The organism is Spiribacter halobius (genome assembly GCF_020883455.1).
Taxonomy (GTDB): domain Bacteria; phylum Pseudomonadota; class Gammaproteobacteria; order Nitrococcales; family Nitrococcaceae; genus Sediminicurvatus; species Sediminicurvatus halobius.
Window position 1 is genome coordinate 3046062 of the sequence record NZ_CP086615.1, and the last position, 19934, is coordinate 3065995.

Here is a 19934-nt window from a genome sequence, read left to right on the forward strand (position 1 = left end):
CATGAGCACGCCTGTCCTCGTCATCGGCAACTTCAACTACTCGTCCTGGTCCCTGCGCGGCTGGCTTGCCCTGCGCAGGGCCGGCGTCACACCGGACCTCATCCGCCTGCCACTGGACACCCCGGAATTCCACGAGGCCATCCGCCGGCACTCGCCCACCGGCAGGGTGCCGGTGCTGCATCACGACGACGTCACCGTCTGGGACTCCCTCGCCATCGCGGAATACGCCAACGAGATCTTCGCCGAAGGCTCGCTCTGGCCGGCGGAGCGCGTGGCGCGGGCCGAGGCGCGGGCGGCGGTGGCGGAGATGCACAGCGGCTTCGCGGCCCTGCGCGCGGCGCTGCCGATGAACTGCCGCGCCCGCGGCCGGCGGGTGGAGACTACGCCCCCGGTGGCGGCGGACATCGAGCGCCTGCAGGCCCTCTGGGGCGATGCCCTGGCGCGCCATGGCGGCCCCGGGCTGTTCGGTCCGCCAGGCATTGCCGAAGCCTTCTTCGCCCCCGTGGCCCTGCGCTTCCGCACCTACGGCATCGCCGTGCAGGGCGCCGCCGGGGAGTGGCTGGCGCGCCTGCTCGCCGACGAGGACGTGCAGTGGTGGTGCGCCCAGGCGGAGGCCGAGCGCGAGGTGGTCGCCGCCGAGGAGGTCGGCGCTTGAGCCTCGCCGAGCCAGCCGGTGCCACCGCCATCCGCCCCGCTGCCACCTCCGATCTGGATGCGCTGGTCGCCCTGGAGAAGGAGGCGTTCAGTGGCGACCGGCTCTCCCGGCGCAGCTTCCGCCACCTGCTGCGCCGCGGCCATGCGCGGATTCTGGTGGCCGAGACCGCGCTGCGGGCAGGGCCCGACGGCGAGGCGCCCGCGCTCGGCGGCTACGTGCTGCTGCTCTACCGCCGCGGCACCTCGCTGGCGCGCCTTTATTCCATCGCCGTCGCCCGCAGTGCCCGTGGCCAGGGCGTGGCGGCGAAGCTCGTGGCCGCCGCCGAGGACGCCGCGGCGGGCGAGGACTGCGCCGCCGTGCGCCTCGAGATCCGGCGGGACAACACGGCCTCCCAGGCGCTCTTCCGCCGCCTCGGCTACCGCGTCTTCGGCACCTACGAGGCCTACTACGAGGACGCCGAGGACGCCCTGCGCTTCGAGAAGCGTCTGGCCCCGGAGCCGCCGCCGAGCCTCGCCCGGGTGCCCTACTACCGGCAGACCCTGGATTTCACCTGCGGGCCTGCCGCGCTGATCATGGCCATGCGCGCCCTGGATCCCGCGCTCACGCCGGACCGGCGGCTGGAGCTGCGGCTCTGGCGCGAGTCCACCACGATATTCATGACCGCCGGCCACGGCGGCTGCGGGCCGGAGGGGCTGGCGCTCGCCGCCCACCGCCGGGGCTTCGCGGTGAGCGTGCACGTCAACGGCCCCGGGGCGTTCTTCACCGACTCGGTGCGCAGCCCGGAGAAGAAGCAGGTCATGACCCTGGTGCACGAGGATTTTCTGGCCGAGCTCGCCGAGGCGGCCGTGCCCGTACGCCACGAGACCCTCAATGCCGCCGCCCTGGAGCGCGCCCTGGCGGCGGGGGCCGTGCCCCTGGTGCTGATCAGCCTCTACCGCATCACCCGCGAGCGCACGCCGCACTGGGTGGTGGTGACGGGCCTCGACCGGCGCCATGTCTACGTCAACGACCCCTGGGTGGACGAGGGCGGCGGCCGCAGCGCCACGGACACCGTCAACCTGCCTATCCCGCGCCGGGATTTCGACCGCATGGCGCGCTACGGCCGCAGCGGCCAGCGCGCGGTGCTGCTGCTCTACCCGCCTGGCGGGCCCAACCCGACCACACAGGAGCCAGAATGACCCGCACGCTGATCGTCGTCGACGACCTGCGCCACTGGAAGCCCTACAGCGCGAGCGAGGGGGTGATCAGCGCCGACGACTACCTCTTCGGCGAGCCGGGACGGGCCGGCGCGGAGACGCGGGTCATCAATCTCTGCCAGAGCTACCGCTATCTCTCCACCGGTTACTACGTCTCTTTGCTGGCCGAGGCGCGCAAGCAGCGGGTGCTGCCCACCGTGCGCACCATCAACGACCTTTCGCGCAAGGCCATCTACGGGCTCGAGACCGAGGACCTGGACGAGCTGCTGCAGCGCCCGCTGGCCCGCTCCGGCACGGCGCCGGGGGACCGGCTGACCCTGGACATCTTCTTCGGCACCACGCCGGACCCGCGCTTCGGCGAGCTCGCCCGGCAGATCTTCGATGCCTTCAGCGCCCCGCTGCTGCAGGTGGAGCTCCGCCACCAGGGGCGCTGGCGCATCGCGAGCCTCCGTACCCTGGCGCTGCCGCGCCTCACGGTCCACCAGCAGGGCGCCTTCGCCGAGGCCCTGGATCGCTTCAGCGGCGACGTCTGGCGGCGGCCCCGGGCGCGCCGGCGCTACCGCTACGACCTCGCCATCCTGCACAACCCGCAGGAGCAGCTGCCGCCGTCAAACGCCAGGGCACTGCGCAACTTCCAGCGCGTCGGCCGGCAGCTCGGGATCGCGGTGGATCTCCTCACGCCGAAGGAGTTCGGCCGCCTCGCGGAGTACGACGCGCTCTTCATCCGCGAGACCACCGCCATCTCCGACCATACCTACCGCTTCGCGAAGAAGGCGGAGGCCGAGGGCATGGTGGTGATGGACGACCCGGACTCCATCCTGCGCTGCACGAACAAGGTCTACCTCGCCGATCTGCTCGCCACCCACCGAGTGCCCACGCCCGCGACGCGCATCCTGCACAAGGGCCGGCCGGCGGACCTCGCCGCGGCGGGCGAGACCCTCGGCTTCCCCATGGTGCTGAAGATACCCGACGGCTCCTTCTCCCGCGGTGTGGTCAAGGTGCCGGAGCCGGCGGAACTGCCGGAGGCGGCGGCGCGGCTGTTCGAGCGCTCGGATCTGATCCTCGCCCAGGAATTCCTGGTGAGCGACTACGACTGGCGCATCGGCGTGCTCAACGGCCGCCCCTTCTACGCCTGCCAGTATTTCTTCCCCAAGGGCCACTGGCAGATCGTTCAGCACGGCGCGGACGGCCGAGTCCGCGAGGGCGGTTCCCGCACCATCGCCGCCTCCGACGCCCCGCGCGCCGTGCTCAAGGTCGCCACCCGCGCCGCCGGGCTGATCGGCAACGGCCTCTACGGCGTGGATGTGAAGCAGAGCGGCGAGCGGGCGGTGGTGATCGAGGTCAACGACAACCCCAACCTGGACGCCGGGGTCGAGGACGGCTACCTCGGCGACGACCTCTACCGCATGATCCTGGAAGAGTTCATCCGCCGCCTGGAGCGCAAGCGCAGCCTCCTGCCCCAGGCCTGAGCCCCCGAGTCGACGGCGTGGCGGTCAGCCCTGGCCGCCGCCCTAGCCCGCATATCTCGCCGATTCACGGCTGCGGCCGCGAATCGGTGAGATATGCGGGCTAGTCCTTGGCCGTGCGTCGCACGCGGATGTGCAGCTCGCGCAGAGCGGCCTCGTCCACCTCGGCCGGGGCCTCGGTGAGCAGGCAGGTGCCGGTCTGGGTCTTGGGGAAGGCCATCACGTCCCGGATGGAGCTGGCGCCGGTCATCAGCATCACCAGGCGGTCGAGGCCGAAGGCGATGCCGCCGTGGGGCGGGGCGCCGTACTCGAGGGCGTCCAGCAGAAACCCGAACTTCTCCCGCGCCGCCGTCTCGTCGATGCCGAGCAGACCGAATACGGCGCTCTGCATCTCCGGGCGGTGGATACGGATCGAGCCGCCGCCGAGCTCGGTGCCGTTCAGCACCATGTCGTAGGCACGCGAGAGCAGCGCCTCGGGGTCCGCCGCCTGCACCGCCTCCACGGAGTCCGCCTGGGGCGCGGTGAAGGGGTGATGCAGGGCGTACAGACGCCCGTCGGCATCGTCGTACTCGAACATGGGGAAGTCCACCACCCACAGCGGCCGCCAGGCGTCCTCCACCAGCCCGAGGTCATGCCCCAGGCGCACCCGCAGGGCGGCGAGGGAGTCGTTGACCACCCGCGCCCGATCGGCGCCGAAGAAGACCAGATCCCCCGCCTCGGCGCCGGTGCGCTCGAGGATGCCGCTGATGGCGGCATCCGGCAGGAACTTGAGAATCGGCGACTGCAGCCCCTCGCGCCCCAGGGCGGGATCGTTGACCTTGACGTAGGCCAGGCCCTTGGCGCCGTAGCGGCCGACGAAGTGGGTGTAGTCGTCGATCGCCTTGCGGGTCAGGCTGCCGCCGCCGGGGACGCGCAGCGCGGCCACACGGCCCTTGGGATCAGCCGCCGGGCCGGCGAAGACCTTGAACTCGACCCCGGTGAGCAGATCGCTCACCTCCGTGAGCTCGAGTGGAATGCGCAGGTCCGGGCGGTCGATACCGAAGCGATGCACCGCCTCGGCGTAGGTCATGCGCGGGAAGGGATCAGGCAGCTCTACGCCGGCAACCTCGCGGAAGAGGTCGCGGATCATCGCCTCCATCAGCCCCATGATGTCCGCCTCGTCGAGGAACGCGGTCTCCACGTCGAGCTGGGTGAACTCGGGCTGGCGGTCGGCGCGCAGGTCCTCGTCGCGGAAGCAGCGCACGATCTGGTAGTAGCGGTCGAGCCCGGACATCATCAGCAGCTGCTTGAACAGCTGCGGCGACTGGGGCAGGGCGTAGAAGCTCCCGGCGTGGAGGCGGCTCGGCACGAGGAAGTCCCGCGCGCCCTCGGGGGTGGCCCGGGTGAGCATGGGGGTTTCGACGTCCACGAAGCCCCGGCTGTCGAGGAAGCGGCGCATGGCGCCGGTCACCCGCGCCCGGGTGCGCAGGCGCTGCTGCATTTCCGGGCGGCGCAGGTCGACGTAGCGGTAGCGCAGGCGCACGTCCTCGCCGACGTCCGTCTCGTCGAGCTGGAACGGCGGCGTCTTCGCGCGGTTGAGCACCTCGATCTCCCGGCCGAGCACCTCCACCTGGCCGGTGGCGATGTTCGGGTTCTCGGTACCTTCGGGGCGCCGGCGCACGCGGCCGACGATCCGCAGGACATACTCGCTGCGCACCCGGTCCGCGGTCGCGAAGGCCGCCTCGGTGTCGGGGTCGAACACCACCTGCAGCAGACCCTCGCGGTCCCGCAGGTCGATGAAGATGACACCGCCGTGGTCGCGGCGCCGATGCACCCAGCCGCAGACCTCGACGGTCTCGTCGAGGAGGGACTCGGTGACCTCGCCACAGTAGTGCGTGCGCATGGGTAAGCAACCGCCGTATGCCGCAGACAGGGGAATGGCTGGCAGGGGCGCTCGCCCCGGACAGGGCGCAGATGGTAAGTGGGGGCGCCCCGGGGCGCAAGGCGACCCGGGGCGCGCATCACCGTCGCCCCCTCCCCGGGTGGCACTGCGCCCAGGCGTCGTTCGGCGGGCGGAGCCGCCCCCACGAGGACCAGACCACCCCAGGGGGGCGACCGCAGCGGCCGGTCTATCCGGCCAGCACGGGCCTCAGAGCGAGAAGGAACTCGCGAATCGGTGAGACAGGCGGACTAAGACGCCGCCGCCTTCTTCTCGCCGCCGCTCTTGCCGCTGTCCCCCGACTTGGACTTGCTCTCCGGCTTGGCCTCGGCCTTCGCCTCGCCCTTGCTCTCCTTGCCGGCGGCCTTCTCGCCCTCGCCGGCAATATTGCGGCGGTTGCCGGACTTGAAGTCCGTCTCGTACCAGCCACCGCCCTTGAGGCGGAAGGCCGCCGCGGAGATGCGCCGGCGCAGGCTCGCGGTCTGGCACTCGGGGCAGTCGGTGAGCTCAGGGTCGTTCATACCCTGCAGGGCCTCGAGCTCGTGACCGCAGTCGTCGCAGACATACTCGTAAATCGGCATGACGGTTGTTCCCTCGCATAACCGTGTGGCGCGGCGCGATCTGGCGCCGTACGGGCGTATCCGGCCGGCTCCGGCCTCAAGTGGTAAGACCAGCGCCGCCTGTGCCCGGCGTGAAGCGTTATAGGGGCGGCAGGGGCTCGGCGCAAGGCCCGCCTTGCCACAGGCCTCGCACCGGCGGCGGCATGCCGGCACCATGACGGCAGTCTGCCCTGCCCGGGCGGGTCCGTCCATGTCGTCCACCACCGCGGAGGCCGCGCCGGTCATGCTGCCGCTCCAGCTCCTGGTCGCCATCTTCCTGTTCGCCCTGCTGTTCGCCATGATCCAGGTGGGCGTGGTGACCATTGCCTTCGACAAGCTGGGGCTCTCCCAGGGCTCGGCGATGCTCCTGCTGCTGAGCTCGCTGCTTGGCAGCGGCATCAACCTGCCGCTGTTCACCCTCGACGCCGAGGCGCCGCCCGACCCGCGCTGGCGCCAGCGCCCACGCTGGCTCGATCCCCTCGCCGCCCAGCTCGACCCGAACAAGGTGCTGATTGCGGTGAACGTGGGCGGCGGCGTCATTCCGGTGGCGTTCTCGCTCTACCTGCTGAGCAACCACCCCCTGCCGCTGGGTACGGTGGCGATCGCCATCGCCCTGCAGGCGGCGGTGTGCTACGCGACCAGCCGGCCGATAGCGGGCATGGGCATTGGCATGCCGCTGCTGCTCGCCCCGCTCTCGGCGGCGCTCATCGCCCTGCTCCTGCTGCCGGAGATGAGCGCCCCGCTTGCCTACGTCTGCGGCACCCTGGGAGTCCTCCTTGGCGCCGACCTCATGCGCCTCAGCGACGTCCGCCGCCTCGGCTCCCCCCTCGCGTCCATCGGCGGCGCCGGCACCTTTGACGGCGTCTTCATCACCGGCATCGTCGCCGTACTGCTGGCGTAGGTCGTGCACGGCTGCGCCGTGCACGACCTACGCCAGCATTCGGCGCGGACGTGCCGGGCGTCTGCTACGCTCGGCCAGCCGGCAACGGGAGCCCCGCATGGACCACAAGGCCTACCGCCAGCTGCTGCGCGAGCGCGTCGGGCTGCGCGACCTGCCCTTCGACGAGAGCGAGTACCGGGGCCGGCACGAGGCGCTGGCGGCCCGGCTCGCCGAGTCCGGGCTGGATGCCCTGCTCATCACCGACGCTGCCGACATCTGCTACCTCACCGGCTACAACACCTTCGAGGTCTCCGTGCACACCGCCCTGCTCGCCGCCGCGGACCGGCTGGTGCTGCAGGTCCCCTCCATCGAGACCGGCCCCGCCGTGACCGGCAGCCGGGTGGACGAGGTGATGGGCTACCGCTGGGAGGGCGCCGCCGGCGCCGTGGCCCAGCTCGCCGGCGCCATTGGCGATCTGGGGGCCGGCGATGGTGCCATCGGTGTCGATGACTGGTCCGCCGGGCTGCGCCCGGCCCTGCGCCAGGGGCTGCAGGAGGCGCTGCCGCGGGCCCGGCTGGTGGACGCCTCCGGGCTGGTGGATGGGCTGCGCATCATCAAGAGCCCCGCGGAGCTGGCGTATCTCGGCGAGAGCGCGCGCCTGACCCGCGCCGGCATCGACGCGGCGGCCGCCACGGTACGCCCCGGCGTCAGCGATCAGACCATCGCAGCGGCCGCGGCGGAGGCCATGCTCGCCGGCGGCAGCGAGTTCATGAGCATGCAGCCCATCGTCACCGCGGGCTGGCGGAGCAGCGTCATCCATACCAACCACCGCCGCCACGAGGTCGCGGCCGGCGATCCGGTGTTCCTCGAGCTCGGCGCCTGCTGGCAGCGCTATACGGCGCCGCTGATGCACACGGTTATCGCCGGCACACCCACCGCGGACATGGTGGCGATCCACCGACGCTGCCGGGCAGTGTACGAGGCGGTGACCGCCGCCATGCGCCCGGGCGAAAGCTTCGACCAGGCGGCCGCCGCAGCCGAGGCGGCGCTGGAGCCGGACGCTCACCGGGTGTTCTTCTCGGGCGTCTTCGGCTACACCGTGGGCGTGCAGTTCCCGCCCTCCTGGGTGGAAGGCTCCGGTTTCATTGCCCGCGGCGAGACGCGCACCTTCGAGGAGAACATGGTCTTCCACCTGCCCCTATGCCTGCGCTTGCCGGGGGCCTGGGGCATCGGCGTGAGCGAGACGGTGCGCGTTACCCCGAACGGCGCTGAGCCGATCACGAACAACGACTGGACGTTAAGGAAGCGCTGATCAATTCCCGTGGGCCTCTGCGCTCTGGAGCGCCCTTCGGGGCCGCAGGTCGCGCGCGCAGCCGGCGTTGCTCTGCTTGACTGTACCCCCGGTACAGCGCGGTACAGCGCGCCTTGTCTGCACACGCGACCTGCGGCCAGAGGCCCGCGGGAATTGATCAGCGCTTCCTTAAGCGGCGTCTGAGCGGGGTTTCGTTTCGGGTTGAAGCTTTCAGATTGGCTTGACCCACGACGCCGCAGGCGCATCACGCTCGGTTGCCAGGCGGAGCGGGGTCCTGTCTCCCGGGACACGCTGTGAATACATCCGTGTACGCTCCACGGCGGCATCCCTGCCGCCGAGGGTCCCGGGAGACAGGACCCCACTCCGCCTCATCGGGCGCGGTGCACCCGTCCGCGGCGGGGGCACGAACTTGAAACCTTAAACCCGAAACGTCAGGCGCGTCTTCGCGCTGACCCCGTCACCCATAGCGTAACGTGACGGCCTGGAGGACTGGAGGATAAGCACCAATGACCGAGCCCCGCAGCGTCCTCATCACCGGCTGTTCCAGCGGCATCGGCCGGCACTGCGCCTTCGGGCTTCAGGCCCGCGGCTGGCGGGTGTTTGCGAGTGCCCGGCGGCAGGCGGACGTAGACGAGCTGCGGGCCGAGGGCCTCTCGGAAACGCTGCTGCTGGACGTGCGCGACGACGCCAGCATCCAGGCCGCGTTCGATACCCTGCTCGAGCGCACCGGCGGACGGCTGGACGCCGTGTTCAACAATGCCGGCTACGGCCAGCCCGGCGCCGTGGAGGATCTGCCGCGGGAGGCGCTGCGCGAGCAGTTCGAGACCAACCTGTTCGGCGCCCAGGCGGTCCTGCGTGCCGCGCTGCCGGTGATGCGCCGCCAGGGCCACGGCCGCATTGCCCAGCACAGCTCGGTGCTCGGCTTCATCGCACTGCCCTGGCGCGGCGCCTACAACGCCAGCAAGTACGCGCTGGAGGGGCTCACCGACACGCTCCGCCACGAGCTGCGGGGCAGCGGGGTGACCGTCAGCCTGATCCAGACCGGCCCGGTACGGAGCCGCTTCCGGGCCAACGGCGAGCTGGCCTTCCGCCGCTGGATCGACGCCGGGGCCAGCGTCCACCGGGAGGCCTACGAGGCAGTCGCCGCCCGCCTTGCCGGCAGCGGCGAGGCGCCCTTCACCCTCGGGCCGGAGGCGGTGCTTGCGAAGCTGGTGCATGCACTGGAGCACCCGCGCCCGAAGGCGCGCTACCACGTCACCGTGCCCACACACCTGTTCAAGGCGCTCAAGCGGCTTCTCCCCACCCACACCCTGGATCGCCTCGTGCGAGCCGCGGGGGGATGAACGGGTGCGGCGTCCCGGGAGTCGTAGGTCGGGAACCGCCACCGGCGGTACCCGACACGCCGGCAGGCGAACGCAGTAAGTGCCGCGCCGGGCCGCGGCCGTCGGCGTCGGGGGAGAAGCGCGCCCCGTGCCGAATCCCGGTAGGTCGTGCACGGCGCAGCCGTGTGCGACGTCTCCCCAATCCGCGAGGCCTGGCCTGTCCGAAGCCGTGGGTGGCGGGCGGAGCGCGGTGCTGTCTCCCGGGACACGCTGTGAATACATCCCTGTACGCTCCAAGGCGGCATCCCTGCCGCCTAGGGTCCCGGGAGACAGCACCGCACTCCGCCTCATCCGGCGCCCTGCACGCCGCCGCGGTGGCTTCGCCAAACTGAAACCTGCAACCCGAAACGAATCAGGGAATTCGGGGACGTCGCACGCGGCTGCGCCGCGCACGACCTACGCCCTGAGGTGGTTCCCGGCCGGCTACCGCTTCGCGGCGGCTGGCAACGGGCGTGCGCCGGTCCGGCGCGAAGTCAGATCACCCGCGAGAAGCGCCCGCTCTGCGCAGGCGCCAGGTAGGCGTCGAAGGGCATGGCGACGTTGCGCAGGAAGAAGCGGCCGCGCTCGGTGACCGTGAGGCCCTCGCGCTGCACGGCCACCAGACCGTCCGCCTCCAGCGGCGCGAGCTGACGCAGGGCATCGCGGAAATACTGCCGGAACACCACACCGTGGCGCTCCTCGATGGCGGCGAAGTTCACCGCACCGCGGCACATCACCTCCTGGATCACGTCCCGACGCAGGCGGTCATCGGCGGTGAGCTCGACGCCGCGCCACACCGGCAGCTCGCCGGCCACCAGGGCCGCCGCATGGCCGGCCGGGTCGCGCCGATTCTGACTGTAGGCGTCGCCGATCTGGCCGATGGCGGAAGCGCCGAGACCGATCAGGTCCAGATCCGGGCGGGTGGCGTACCCCTGGAAATTGCGGTGCAGGGTGCCGTCCTCCGCCGCCTGCGCGAGCTCGTCGCCGGGGAGCGCAAAGTGATCCATGCCAATGTAGCGATAGCCGGCGCCGGAAAGTCGCTGCATGGCGTCGATGAGCAGCGTCAGCTTGGTCTCCGCCGAGGGCAGGCTCTGCTCGTCGATCTGACGCTGGATCCGGAACATCGAGGGCAGATGCGCATAGTTGTAGAGCGCAATGCGGTCCGGGCGAATGGCGAGCACGGCATCCAGGGTGCGCCCGAGACGCGCCGGGGTCTGCTGCGGCAGGCCGTACATCAGGTCCAGATTGATCGAGCGGAACCCGTGCGCCCGCGCGACACTGACGATCTCGGCGGTGGCCTCGACACTCTGCAGGCGGTTCACCGCCCGCTGCACCTCCGGGTCGAAATCCTGCACGCCGAGGCTCAGCCGGTTGAAGCCGAGCCCTGCGAGCCGGGCGATGCGGTCCCCATCCACCGTGCGCGGGTCCACCTCGATGGAGAATTCCCGCTCCTCGGGCCCGGCCAGGGGGAAGCGCTCGCCGATGGCCGCGATCAGGCGGGCGAGGTCCTCGTCTCGCAGGTAGGTGGGCGTGCCGCCGCCGAGGTGGAGCTGCTCCACCGGGCGATCGTCATCGAACAGCGCAGCCTGCAGGGCGAGCTCGTGCTCGAGATGCTCGAGATAGCGCTCGGCGCGCCGATAGTTGGCCGTGATCACCTTGTTGCAGGCGCAGTAGAAACAAACCGTGCGGCAGAAAGGCACGTGCACGTAGAGCGACAGCGGCCGCGGCAGGGGATCCTCATTGCTCTGGGCCACCCGCTCGCGGTAGCGGCGGGCATCGAAGGCCTCACTGAACTGCGCCGCCGTGGGATACGACGTGTAGCGCGGCCCGGTGATGTCATAGCGGCGGAGCAGCTCACGCTCCAGCGACAGACCCTCGGCCATGGCAACCAACCTCCCGTGACGTGACGGGAGCAAGGTAGCGCCACCGGTTCGGCTCGTGGTTGACCTGGATCAGGCCCGGTCTGCGGACCCGCCCGAACGCCTGAGAGCGCGACGATCGGCGGCACGATGAGTATCTTGTCCGCAGGGACCACAGGGAGACCGCATGCCGCGGCGATCCGGAAACACCGGCGGACAGAATAGCCCGCATATCTCACCGATTTGCGAAGCGAGGGCGTGGAGATGGCGGGCAGGACAAGGCGCGGGAGAGTTCGGGCGCGCAGGCGTACTGGACAGTACGTCGAGCACCCGAGCCGAGCGCAACGCAGGACTGTCCGCCAGATCCGCGGCCGCAGTCGCGAATCGGTGAGATATGCGGGCTAGGAAAAACCCGAGCCTGCGTGCCGCGCTTGTGCGCCGTCTCTGGCTCGCGCTGGCGCTGGTGTTCGTGGGTCTCGGCAGCGCCGGCGCGGTGCTGCCGCTGCTGCCGACCACGCCCTTTCTGCTGCTCGCCGCCTACTGCGCCTCGCGCAGCTCGCCGCACCTCCACGCCTGGCTCTACAGCCACCCGCGCTTCGGACCGCTGCTGCGCGACTGGCGCGATCACCGGGCCATTCGGCCTCGCGCGAAGATCACGGCCCTGCTGCTGCTCGCAGCGAGCTGGGTGGTGATGTGGCTGACCGTGCCCCACGAAACGGCACGCCTCGCCGCCACCGGGGTGATGGCCATCGTCGCCGTCTTCCTCGCCACCCGCCCGACCGGCCCGGCACCCAGCGACGGGGACTGAGCCAGCGGCCCGGCGCTGCCCGTACCTCGGCGGGAACCACCATAGTGTGACTCCCCTGATCAGCCGACAGCGGCGGCGACGAAGAGCCCCGCCACGCAGGCGAAGGCGGCCGTCCAGAGGCTGCTGCGCAACGTCGGCCGGTCGGTGATGTAGGCGGCGCCATAGGCGAGGCGCAACAGCACGAAGAGCAGCGCTAGGCCGTTGACCCAGGCCTGGTCGGCATCGGTGAGCTCGGCGGTGAGCACCGCCGCCGCGAAGGGCGGGAAGGCCTCGTAGCTGTTGAGCTGCGCCCAGTGGGCCCGCTGCCGCCAGCCCTCCACCTGCGCCAGCCACGTCCGCGGCCGGGCGTTGTCGAAATCCCCCCGGGACTTGGCGAGCCCGGCGAAGATGTATGGGATGATCGCGGCGATGAGCAGGGTCCAGAGGGCGAGGGTCATGCGTTCGGGTTCCAGGTTTGCAGTTCAAGGTTCAAAGGGAAGGCGTCCCACCGCCGTGACAATCACCACGGTCGCGGGTTCGGACAGCCCACTGGACCTCGGATCCCGAAGCGACCGCGGCGCCTGGCGGGTGGGGAAAACGGCCCTGACTACACCGGCATGCGCCGTCGGCCCACGCGGAGGGACGCCCTAACGCTGCAGCGCCCGCCAGCCGATGTCGGTGCGGTAGAAGCAGCCCTCCCAGTGGATGCCGTCGGCGAGGGCGTAGGCGCGGCGCTGGGCGTCGGCGATGTCGTCGCCGAGGGCGCAGGCGCAGAGGACGCGGCCGCCGGCGGTGATGACGTTGCCGGCTTCGTCCAGGTCCGTGCCCGCGTGGAAAACCTTGCGGTCCGGCGCCTCGGCCTGCGGCAGGCCGCTGATGACGTGCCCCCGGTCGTAGCGGCCGGGGTAGCCGCCGGCGGCGAGCACCACGCCGAGCGCCGGGCGCGGATCCCAGTCCACCGGCTGTCCTGCCAGGTGCCCTTCCAGCGCCGCCTCCAGCAGATCCACCAGATCGCTGCGCAGGCGCATCAGGATCGGCTGCGCCTCCGGATCGCCCATGCGGACATTGAACTCGAGCACTCGGGGCGTGCCGTCGGCGGCGATCATGAGCCCGGCATAGAGGAAGCCGGTGTAACGCCGGCCCTCGGCGGCGAGGCCGGCCACCGTCGGCTGCACGATCTCCTCGAGGATGCGCCGGTGCACCGCCTCGGTAACCACCGGCGCCGGCGAGTAGGCCCCCATGCCGCCGGTATTGGGGCCGCGGTCACCGGCATCCCGGGCCTTGTGGTCCTGGCTGCTCGCGAGCGGCAGCACCGCCTCGCCGTCCACCAGGGCGATGAAGCTCGCCTCCTCGCCTTCGAGGAAGTCCTCCACCACGATGCGGGCGCTGGCGTCACCGAAGGCACCGCCCAGCATCTCCTCGGCCGCCCGCAGCGCCTCGTCCAGGGTGCGGGCGACGGTGACGCCCTTGCCCGCGGCGAGGCCGTCGGCCTTGACCACCAGGGGTCCGCCGCGCTCGCGGATGTAGGCGCTGGCGGCCTCGAGGTCGTCGAACGTCCGGTAGTCCGCGGTGGGAATGCCGTGGCGCGCGAGGAACCCCTTGCTGAAGGCCTTGGACGCCTCCAGCGCCGCGGCCTCGCGGGTCGGGCCGAAGCAGCGCAACCCGGCCTGCCGGAAGGCGTCCACTACCCCGGCGGCGAGGGGGGCCTCGGGGCCGACCACGGTGAGGTCGATGGCGAGCTGCCGCGCGCAGTCCACCAGACCGGGGACATCCTCCGCCCCCACCGAAACGTTGTGCACGCCCGGCTCGAGCCGGGTGCCGGCGTTGCCGGGCGCGACGTGGACGTCCGTCACCCGCGGTGAGCGGGCCACGGACCAGGCCAGCGCATGCTCGCGGCCGCCGCCGCCAACGATAAGAACCTTCATGCTGCCGCTCCCGGGCACGGCGGCACCGCACCCTCTGCCGCGGAAGGCGCCCCGCTCAGTGGCGGAAGTGGCGCATTCCGGTGAAGACCATGGCCATGCCGTGCTCGTCGGCGGCGGCGATCACCTCCTCGTCCCGGATCGAGCCGCCGGGCTGGATGACCGCCGCCACCCCCGCCTCGGCCGCCTGATCGATGCCGTCGCGGAACGGGAAGAAGGCGTCCGAGGCGAGCACGGCGCCAGCGAGCGAGAGCCCGGCATCCGCCGCCTTGCGGGCACCGATGCGGGCGCTGTCCACGCGGCTCATCTGACCGGCGCCGATGCCGAGCGTCCGGCCGCCGCCACCGTAGACTATGGCATTGGACTTGACGTACTTGGCCACCCGCCAGACGAACTCGAGATCGGCCCGTTCCGCGTCGCTCGGTTGCCGCCGCGTCACGGTGCGCAGGCCGTCGGGGTCAAGCAGGGCGCTGTCGGCGTCCTGCATCAGCAGGCCACCGTCGATGCGCTGGAGCTGGCGGCCGGTTGCCGCCGGCACCGGGCCGTCCGGGATCTCCAGCACCCGCACGTTGCGCCGGCCGGCGATGACCTCCAGCGCCGCCTCGCTCACCGCCGGCGCCAGGATCACCTCCACGAACTGGCGCTCGATGATGCGCCGCGCCGCCAGCTCGTCCAGCGGGCGGTTGAAGGCGATGATGCCGCCAAAGGCCGAGGTCGGGTCGGTGGCGAAGGCGCCGTCGTAGGCGCTGGCGAGGTCCGCGGCCACGGCCACTCCGCAGGGGTTGGCGTGCTTGACGATCACGCAGGCCGGCGCCTCGAAGGCGCCGACACAGGCCCAGGCGGCGTCGGCATCGGCCAGGTTGTTGTAGGAGAGCGCCTTGCCCTGGCGCTGGCGGAAGGTGGCGAAGCTGCCCGGCGCCGGCTCCGGCTCGCGGTAGAACGCCGCGCCCTGGTGCGGGTTTTCGCCGTAGCGCAGATCCGCCACCTTGCGGAAGGTGAGGTTCGCCTGCCCGGGGAAGGCGCTGCGGTGGCCGTCCGGCTGCAGCGCCGAGAGGTAGTCGCTGATGGCGGCATCGTAGCGGGCCACGTGATCGAAGGCCGCAATGGCAAGCCGCAGCCGCGTGGCGGCGCTGACGCCGCCGGTGTCCGCCAGCTCCCGGGAGACGCCGTCGTAGTCCGCGCTGTCGGTGAGCACCGCGACCCCGGCGTAATTCTTTGCCGCCGCCCGCAGCATGGCCGGCCCGCCGATGTCGATGTGCTCGATGGCGGTCTCCAGCGTGCAGTCAGGATCCGCCACGGTCCGCTCGAAGGGATAGAGATTGACCACCAGCAGATCGATGGCCGGGATGCCCTGCTCGGCCATCACCGCGTCGTCCGTGCCCCGGCGCCCCAGCAGCCCGCCGTGCACCCGCGGATGCAGGGTCTTGACGCGGCCGTCCATGATCTCGGGGAAGCCGGTGTACTCCGCTACCTCCGTCACCGGCAGTCCGGCCTCGGCGAGCAGGCGGGCGGTGCCGCCGGTGGAGAGTAGCGCGACGCCCTGGTCGTGGAGCGCGCGTGCGAGATCGACGATACCGGTCTTGTCCGAGACGCTGATCAGCGCCCGGCGCACCGGCACGGATTCGGCCGTTGCTGCCATGGACTGGCTGCCCTCGTGTGTGTGGCGTCGTGGCGGCGCCGGCCGCCGCGGTGCCAGGCGGGCGTGGTGCGGGTGTCAGGCCTCGAGGCCGTAGAACTGGAGCTTCTTGCGCAGGGTGCCGCGATTGATGCCGAGGACCTCGGCGGCGCGGGTCTGGTTGCCCCCGCACTCGCGCATCACCACCTCCAGCAGCGGCACTTCGACCTCGGTGAGCACCATCTTGTAGAGCCCCGCGCAGTCATAGCCGTTGAGCTGCTGGAAGTACGCCTCCAGGGAATCCCGTACACAGGCCCGGATGGGACCTACCCCGCGGGCCGCCCCCGCCCGCACCTGGTCTTCGTCATAGTCGTCCGGCGTTGTTGTCGCTTTGTTATCCATGCCCCAACCGACGGTCGTCCCGAATGCCATGGCAGACCGCTCGCCGCGATGCATCGCCATCGCTGCAGCCGTCTGCCGCCTCCCGAAAGGCTCCCGATGATAAACCCAACCCCCGTGGGGTTAAAGCTCGATGACAGCGTCGCAGACTAGCGGAAGCGGATCTCGAAGCTCGCCGCCCCCGGGCCCGGATCCGGCAGCTCGATGGCGAGCTGCACGGGTTCGCCCGGGGGCATCCCCCCGCCCGCGGGCGCTTCTGCAAGATACCCGGACGCCGGGACCCGATGCTCGGCCACGGTCCGCCCGGCGGGGTCGAGCAGGTGGATGACCAGCTCCGGCCAGGCGATGGCCTCCGACGCGCGGTTGCTCACGGTGGCGGTGAAGCGCAGCGTGCCGCCGCCGTCCGGCAGCGCGGCCAGCTCGCGCTCGAGCACCGCAACCACCTGCGGGCGCTCCAGCAGCGGCAGCTCGCAGCCGGCCAGCGCGCAGATCTCGGCGAGCCACGGGCGCCACTGCGGGTCCTGCAGCAGCTGCTCGCGTTCCGGCCAGAGCCAGAGGCCGCTGGCGCCGGCCGCGAGCAGCAGCGAGAGCAGCGACCAGAGCAGCCAGCGCCCGCGGCGGCGCGCCGGCACCGGCGCGGGCGTCTCCACCTCCAGCCGCGTGGCCTCGCCCCAGTCCGGCGCCAACCCTGTCGGCGCCTCGCGAACATCCTCCGGCGCCCGCGCACTGGCGGCCGCCGCGGTGCCGGTGGCCTCGCTGGTGCCGGAAACGCCGGCAGTATCGGTCGCAGCCGGCGTCTGCGCTGGTGGCTCCGTATCGGCCGGGGCCGTCTCCCGCGGCGCCGGCCCGGCGGGGGCCGATGCCCCATCCGCAGCGTCGCCCACCACCGGCAGGTCCCCCGGCAGCCGGTCGCAGAGGCTGGCCAGGGCGTTGAACGACTCGCTGCAGAGTCCGCAGCGCACCACCCCGCCCGCCTGGCGCAGATGCCGAACGTCGACGCGGAACAGTGTCAGGCAGCTCGGGCACTGGGTGTAGCTCATGCGCCCTCGCCCCTGCGCACGCCATCCAGCCGCACCCAGCCCGAGCGCGTCACCGGCGCGGCCATCCCGCAGGCAGGCGCGTAGGCCCGGGCCACACTGGCGGCCTGCTCGGCCAGGATGCCGGACAGCATCAGCCGTCCGCCCGGGCGCAGGGCACCGGCGAGGCGACCCGCAAGCGCCTCGAGCACGCCGGCGAGGATGTTGGCGAGGAGGCAGTCCGTGGCAGGCAGAGCGGCGTCGGCCTCCAGCACGGTGAGACGGTGGGCGACGCCATTGCGCTCGGCGTTCTCCCGGGTGGCCAGCAGTGCCTGGGGATCGTTGTCCACCGCCACCGCCGTGCGCGCCCCCAGCAGCAGCGCTGCAATGGCGAGCACACCGGAACCGCAGCCATAATCGATGACGTGGGCACCCGCCGGCGGACGCGCCGCAAGCCCCTGCAGGCAGAGCGCGGTGGTGGGATGGGTGCCGGTGCCGAAGGCGAGCCCGGGGTCCAGCCGCAGATTGACCGCGTGCGGCTCCGGCGGGGACATGTCCGTCGGCACCACCCAGAGGCCGCCGCCGAAGCTCATGGGCCGGTAGTCGTCCATCCACGCCCGCTCCCAGGCGCGATCCGCCAGCGCCTCCACCCGCCAGCCCTCGGGGCGGGCACCCAGGCCCTCGGCCAGGCGTGCGGCGATATCCTCGGCGTCGGCCGCCGCCGGGAACAGGGCCTGCACGCGCAGTTCCGACCACAGCTCGGTCGCCCCGGGCGCCGGCTCCAGGACCGGCTCGCCGCTGATGGGCTCCAGGTAGGTGACGGACAGCGCGCCAGCCGCCTCGAGCACAGCCTCGGCGAGACCGGCACGACTGGCGGGCAGCTCGAAGACGATCTGCTTCCAGCTCATCGGACGCAGGATAGTCGATGCGGGCGCCGGTGCTTGCCCGGCGACGGAACGGCGCGGGCGGGCGGCGCCCTCAGCGCGGCCACACCGCGCGGGCGGCCTGCTCGCGGGTGTAGAAGCAGCCGCCGTACTCGAAGCCCGCGATGACGTCAGGGTGGACGGCCGTCACGCCGCCGCACTCGTCGCGGCCGAGGATCAGCGCCTCCGGCAGGCCGTCGAGGCGGTGGCAGGAGGCGGGCGTACCGTCGGGGTTGCGGGCGAGGTGCACGATGCCGGTGCGGGTGTCGAGAAACGCCGGGGCGAAGCCGAGCGGCCGCACACGCTGGCTCACGCCGCCGCTGGCGGCATGATGGCGGTTCTCCTCGAGCAGCCGCTCCACGGTCATGGCTCGGGCCATCGGCTCCCCCGATCGGCAACGGGCGCCCGGACGGGCACGGTGGCGCGATTGTACGGAGCCCCCGGTCGCGTTCCAAGACCCACGTCACAGTGGTGGTGCCGTCCGACCGATTGGCCACGAGCACACGAAGCGCACGAGGTTGCGCAAGGGGAGCAAGTGCACTGTTGACCGGCGTACGCGTGGTCGCCCGCGGGTCCGCGACGCCGCGGTTGGCCCGGGCCTGGTGCCCGGTGCGGGGCGCATTTCCTTCGCGCCCTTTGCGCCTTCGCGGTTGATCTCCAACAACCCGCGACCAGCCTCAGGCGTCCCGGCTGGCCCCCGGCTTCCAGAGCACGTCACCTCCGGCGTCGCGGTTGGCGTCGCGGGCGAGCACGAACAGGTAGTCCGAGAGGCGGTTCAGGTAGCGCAGGACCTCGGCGTTGATCGCCTCGGTGGCGGCGAGCGCGGCAGTCTCACGCTCCGCCCGCCTGGCAACGGTGCGGGCATGGTGGAGGTGGGCGGCGGCTGCGCTGCCAGCCGGGAGGATGAACGAGCGCAGCGTCTCCAGATTGGCGTTGACGCGGTCGATCTCCGCCTCGAGCCAGGCCACCTGGGAGGCGACCACCCGCAGCGGCTCGAAGGGTGGATCCTCCATCTCCGGCGTGCAGAGGTCGGCGCCGAGGTCGAAGAGGTCGTTCTGTACCCGGGCGAGTGCGGAATCCAGATCGGGGCCCGCCTGCAGGCGGCACAGCCCGAGCAGGGCGTTCAGCTCGTCGACCGTGCCGTAGGCGGCGACCCGTGGATCGGTCTTCGCCACCCGGCTGCCGTCGCCGAGCCCCGTCTCGCCGGCATCGCCGGTGCGGGTGTAGATGCGCGTGAGCTTGACCATGAAAGGCTCCAGCCGGGGCGGATAGCCGGGCCGGCGGGCGGCCCGGATGCGATGGCGGGAAGGGCCGTGCTGACGGACGACCCGGGGCCTGCCCTGCCCCGTGCGCGGGGCCGGACGAGGCGCTCAGCCCTTGGCCGCGCGCTCCACGGCGTCGCGGATCTCGGCGTGGGCCGCCTCGACGCCCTTCCAGCCGTTGACCTTCACCCATTTGCCCTTCTCGAGATCCTTGTAATGCTCGAAGAAGTGGCTGATCTGCTCCAGCAGCATCGGCGGCAGGTCGTCCGGCCCCTGCACGTTGTCGTACATCGGGGTGAGCTTGGACACCGGCACGGCCAGCAGCTTGGCGTCCTCGCCGGCCTCGTCGGTCATCTCCAGCACGCCGATGGGGCGGCAGCGCACCACGGAGCCCGTGATCAGCGGAAACGGGGTGATCACCAGCACGTCCGCCGGGTCGCCGTCGCCGCACAGGGTCTCGGGGATGTAGCCGTAGTTGCAGGGGTAGTGCATGGCCGTGAACATGAACCGGTCCACGAGCATCGCGCCCGAGTCCTTGTCCACCTCGTACTTGACCGGATCGGCGTTGGCCGGGATCTCGATGATGACGTTGACGTCCTCGGGGACGTTCCTGCCCGGCGTGATGCCCTCGTAGGCCATGACGTACACCTCCTGGCGATGTCGGGGGGATTGGGCCTGCCGGCACGGCCGCCGGCGCGGGCGGCGATTATACTCACCCGGTCGCAAGTAAGGCCACGTCTCAGCGCTCTCGCCGGCCGGCCATC

At 71.7% G+C, this 19934-nt stretch carries 19 protein-coding genes; 7 read left to right on the forward strand and 12 right to left on the reverse strand.

The features are described 5' to 3' along the window. Position 1 precedes the first annotated feature (1 nt). From LMH63_RS14285 to LMH63_RS14295, 3 genes are read left to right on the forward strand one after another with little or no spacing between them, the layout of a single operon-like run. Entirely contained in the window at positions 2 to 655 is a 654-nt protein-coding gene (locus LMH63_RS14285; RefSeq protein WP_109680279.1) for a glutathione S-transferase, read from the forward strand. Beyond that, entirely contained in the window at positions 652 to 1833 is a 1182-nt protein-coding gene (locus tag LMH63_RS14290; protein ID WP_109680280.1) for a GNAT family N-acetyltransferase/peptidase C39 family protein, read from the forward strand. The genes LMH63_RS14285 and LMH63_RS14290 overlap by 4 nt, the downstream gene beginning before the upstream one ends. After that, entirely contained in the window at positions 1830 to 3320 is a 1491-nt protein-coding gene (locus LMH63_RS14295) for a RimK family ATP-grasp domain-containing protein (RefSeq protein WP_109680281.1), read from the forward strand. Before LMH63_RS14290 ends, LMH63_RS14295 begins: the two co-directional genes overlap by 4 nt. A gap of 100 nt (positions 3321 to 3420) precedes the next feature. Here LMH63_RS14295 and aspS read toward each other — a convergent pair whose 3' ends face one another. Both aspS and LMH63_RS14305 read right to left on the reverse strand, forming a co-directional pair. Then, positions 3421 to 5199, reverse strand: a complete 1779-nt coding sequence (aspS, locus tag LMH63_RS14300) for an aspartate--tRNA ligase (RefSeq protein WP_109680282.1) — start codon at positions 5197 to 5199, stop codon at positions 3421 to 3423. A 287-nt stretch (positions 5200 to 5486) separates the two neighbouring features. After that, positions 5487 to 5816 (reverse strand): FmdB family zinc ribbon protein, encoded by a 330-nt coding sequence (locus LMH63_RS14305; RefSeq protein WP_109680283.1) that lies wholly within the window; start codon positions 5814 to 5816, stop codon positions 5487 to 5489. A gap of 229 nt (positions 5817 to 6045) precedes the next feature. On the opposite strand from LMH63_RS14305, the gene LMH63_RS14310 reads away from it, so the two are divergent. From LMH63_RS14310 to LMH63_RS14320, 3 genes are all read left to right on the forward strand, one after another. After that, positions 6046 to 6735, forward strand: coding sequence for a DUF1614 domain-containing protein (locus LMH63_RS14310; RefSeq protein ID WP_229332604.1), 690 nt, complete (start codon positions 6046 to 6048; stop codon positions 6733 to 6735). A 97-nt stretch (positions 6736 to 6832) separates the two neighbouring features. Then, positions 6833 to 8026 carry a M24 family metallopeptidase gene (locus tag LMH63_RS14315; protein WP_109679779.1) on the forward strand — a complete coding sequence of 398 codons (1194 nt, stop codon included), beginning with the start codon at positions 6833 to 6835 and terminating at the stop codon, positions 8024 to 8026. Between the two features lie 506 nt (positions 8027 to 8532). Continuing rightward, positions 8533 to 9369: an SDR family NAD(P)-dependent oxidoreductase gene (locus LMH63_RS14320; protein ID WP_109679780.1), complete on the forward strand. Its 837-nt coding sequence runs from the start codon at positions 8533 to 8535 to the stop codon at positions 9367 to 9369. Between the two features lie 512 nt (positions 9370 to 9881). Here the strand turns inward: LMH63_RS14320 and hemN are convergent. Beyond that, positions 9882 to 11270, reverse strand: a complete 1389-nt coding sequence (gene hemN / locus LMH63_RS14325) for an oxygen-independent coproporphyrinogen III oxidase (protein ID WP_109679781.1) — start codon at positions 11268 to 11270, stop codon at positions 9882 to 9884. A gap of 370 nt (positions 11271 to 11640) precedes the next feature. On the opposite strand from hemN, the gene LMH63_RS14330 reads away from it, so the two are divergent. Further along, on the forward strand, positions 11641 to 12054 hold the full coding sequence (locus LMH63_RS14330) for a YbaN family protein (RefSeq protein ID WP_109679782.1): 414 nt from the start codon (positions 11641 to 11643) through the stop codon (positions 12052 to 12054). Positions 12055 to 12113: 59 nt separating this feature from the next. On the opposite strand, the gene LMH63_RS14335 is transcribed toward LMH63_RS14330, so the two are convergent. From LMH63_RS14335 to ppa, 9 genes are all read right to left on the reverse strand, one after another. After that, on the reverse strand, positions 12114 to 12491 hold the full coding sequence (locus tag LMH63_RS14335) for an MAPEG family protein (protein WP_109679783.1): 378 nt from the start codon (positions 12489 to 12491) through the stop codon (positions 12114 to 12116). Positions 12492 to 12680: 189 nt separating this feature from the next. Next, a complete protein-coding gene (purD, locus tag LMH63_RS14340) occupies positions 12681 to 13958 on the reverse strand; it encodes a phosphoribosylamine--glycine ligase (RefSeq protein ID WP_109679784.1) in 1278 nt (425 codons plus the stop codon). A 55-nt stretch (positions 13959 to 14013) separates the two neighbouring features. Further along, complete coding sequence (purH, locus tag LMH63_RS14345) at positions 14014 to 15594, reverse strand: bifunctional phosphoribosylaminoimidazolecarboxamide formyltransferase/IMP cyclohydrolase (RefSeq protein ID WP_109679785.1); 1581 nt, start codon at positions 15592 to 15594, stop codon at positions 14014 to 14016. Between the two features lie 75 nt (positions 15595 to 15669). Beyond that, a complete protein-coding gene (gene fis / locus LMH63_RS14350; RefSeq protein WP_109679819.1) occupies positions 15670 to 15972 on the reverse strand; it encodes a DNA-binding transcriptional regulator Fis in 303 nt (100 codons plus the stop codon). A 146-nt stretch (positions 15973 to 16118) separates the two neighbouring features. Then, complete coding sequence (locus LMH63_RS14355; RefSeq protein ID WP_109679786.1) at positions 16119 to 17009, reverse strand: zinc-ribbon and DUF3426 domain-containing protein; 891 nt, start codon at positions 17007 to 17009, stop codon at positions 16119 to 16121. Next, positions 17006 to 17893: a 50S ribosomal protein L11 methyltransferase gene (gene prmA, locus LMH63_RS14360; protein WP_109679787.1), complete on the reverse strand. Its 888-nt coding sequence runs from the start codon at positions 17891 to 17893 to the stop codon at positions 17006 to 17008. Before prmA ends, LMH63_RS14355 begins: the two co-directional genes overlap by 4 nt. A gap of 70 nt (positions 17894 to 17963) precedes the next feature. Continuing rightward, complete coding sequence (locus LMH63_RS14365) at positions 17964 to 18287, reverse strand: hypothetical protein (RefSeq protein ID WP_109679788.1); 324 nt, start codon at positions 18285 to 18287, stop codon at positions 17964 to 17966. Between the two features lie 298 nt (positions 18288 to 18585). Next, complete coding sequence (locus tag LMH63_RS14370; RefSeq protein ID WP_109679789.1) at positions 18586 to 19155, reverse strand: cob(I)yrinic acid a,c-diamide adenosyltransferase; 570 nt, start codon at positions 19153 to 19155, stop codon at positions 18586 to 18588. 123 nt (positions 19156 to 19278) lie between these two features. Next, on the reverse strand, positions 19279 to 19809 hold the full coding sequence (gene ppa / locus LMH63_RS14375; RefSeq protein WP_109679790.1) for an inorganic diphosphatase: 531 nt from the start codon (positions 19807 to 19809) through the stop codon (positions 19279 to 19281). Positions 19810 to 19934 lie beyond the last annotated feature (125 nt).

What these genes read in the sequence shown, in the direction of transcription:
- LMH63_RS14285 (WP_109680279.1), top strand. Translation starts at nt 2, where the DNA reads ATGAGCACGCCTGTCCTCGTCATCGGCAACTTCAACTACTCGTCCTGG.
- LMH63_RS14295 (WP_109680281.1), top strand. Translation starts at nt 1,830, where the DNA reads ATGACCCGCACGCTGATCGTCGTCGACGACCTGCGCCACTGGAAGCCC.
- aspS (WP_109680282.1), bottom strand. Translation starts at nt 5,199, where the DNA reads ATGCGCACGCACTACTGTGGCGAGGTCACCGAGTCCCTCCTCGACGAG.
- LMH63_RS14305 (WP_109680283.1), bottom strand. Translation starts at nt 5,816, where the DNA reads ATGCCGATTTACGAGTATGTCTGCGACGACTGCGGTCACGAGCTCGAG.
- LMH63_RS14310 (WP_229332604.1), top strand. Translation starts at nt 6,046, where the DNA reads ATGTCGTCCACCACCGCGGAGGCCGCGCCGGTCATGCTGCCGCTCCAG.
- LMH63_RS14315 (WP_109679779.1), top strand. Translation starts at nt 6,833, where the DNA reads ATGGACCACAAGGCCTACCGCCAGCTGCTGCGCGAGCGCGTCGGGCTG.
- LMH63_RS14320 (WP_109679780.1), top strand. Translation starts at nt 8,533, where the DNA reads ATGACCGAGCCCCGCAGCGTCCTCATCACCGGCTGTTCCAGCGGCATC.
- hemN (WP_109679781.1), bottom strand. Translation starts at nt 11,270, where the DNA reads ATGGCCGAGGGTCTGTCGCTGGAGCGTGAGCTGCTCCGCCGCTATGAC.
- LMH63_RS14330 (WP_109679782.1), top strand. Translation starts at nt 11,641, where the DNA reads ATGCGGGCTAGGAAAAACCCGAGCCTGCGTGCCGCGCTTGTGCGCCGT.
- LMH63_RS14335 (WP_109679783.1), bottom strand. Translation starts at nt 12,491, where the DNA reads ATGACCCTCGCCCTCTGGACCCTGCTCATCGCCGCGATCATCCCATAC.
- purD (WP_109679784.1), bottom strand. Translation starts at nt 13,958, where the DNA reads ATGAAGGTTCTTATCGTTGGCGGCGGCGGCCGCGAGCATGCGCTGGCC.
- purH (WP_109679785.1), bottom strand. Translation starts at nt 15,594, where the DNA reads ATGGCAGCAACGGCCGAATCCGTGCCGGTGCGCCGGGCGCTGATCAGC.
- fis (WP_109679819.1), bottom strand. Translation starts at nt 15,972, where the DNA reads ATGGATAACAAAGCGACAACAACGCCGGACGACTATGACGAAGACCAG.
- LMH63_RS14355 (WP_109679786.1), bottom strand. Translation starts at nt 17,009, where the DNA reads ATGAGCTACACCCAGTGCCCGAGCTGCCTGACACTGTTCCGCGTCGAC.
- prmA (WP_109679787.1), bottom strand. Translation starts at nt 17,893, where the DNA reads ATGAGCTGGAAGCAGATCGTCTTCGAGCTGCCCGCCAGTCGTGCCGGT.
- LMH63_RS14365 (WP_109679788.1), bottom strand. Translation starts at nt 18,287, where the DNA reads ATGGCCCGAGCCATGACCGTGGAGCGGCTGCTCGAGGAGAACCGCCAT.
- LMH63_RS14370 (WP_109679789.1), bottom strand. Translation starts at nt 19,155, where the DNA reads ATGGTCAAGCTCACGCGCATCTACACCCGCACCGGCGATGCCGGCGAG.
- ppa (WP_109679790.1), bottom strand. Translation starts at nt 19,809, where the DNA reads ATGGCCTACGAGGGCATCACGCCGGGCAGGAACGTCCCCGAGGACGTC.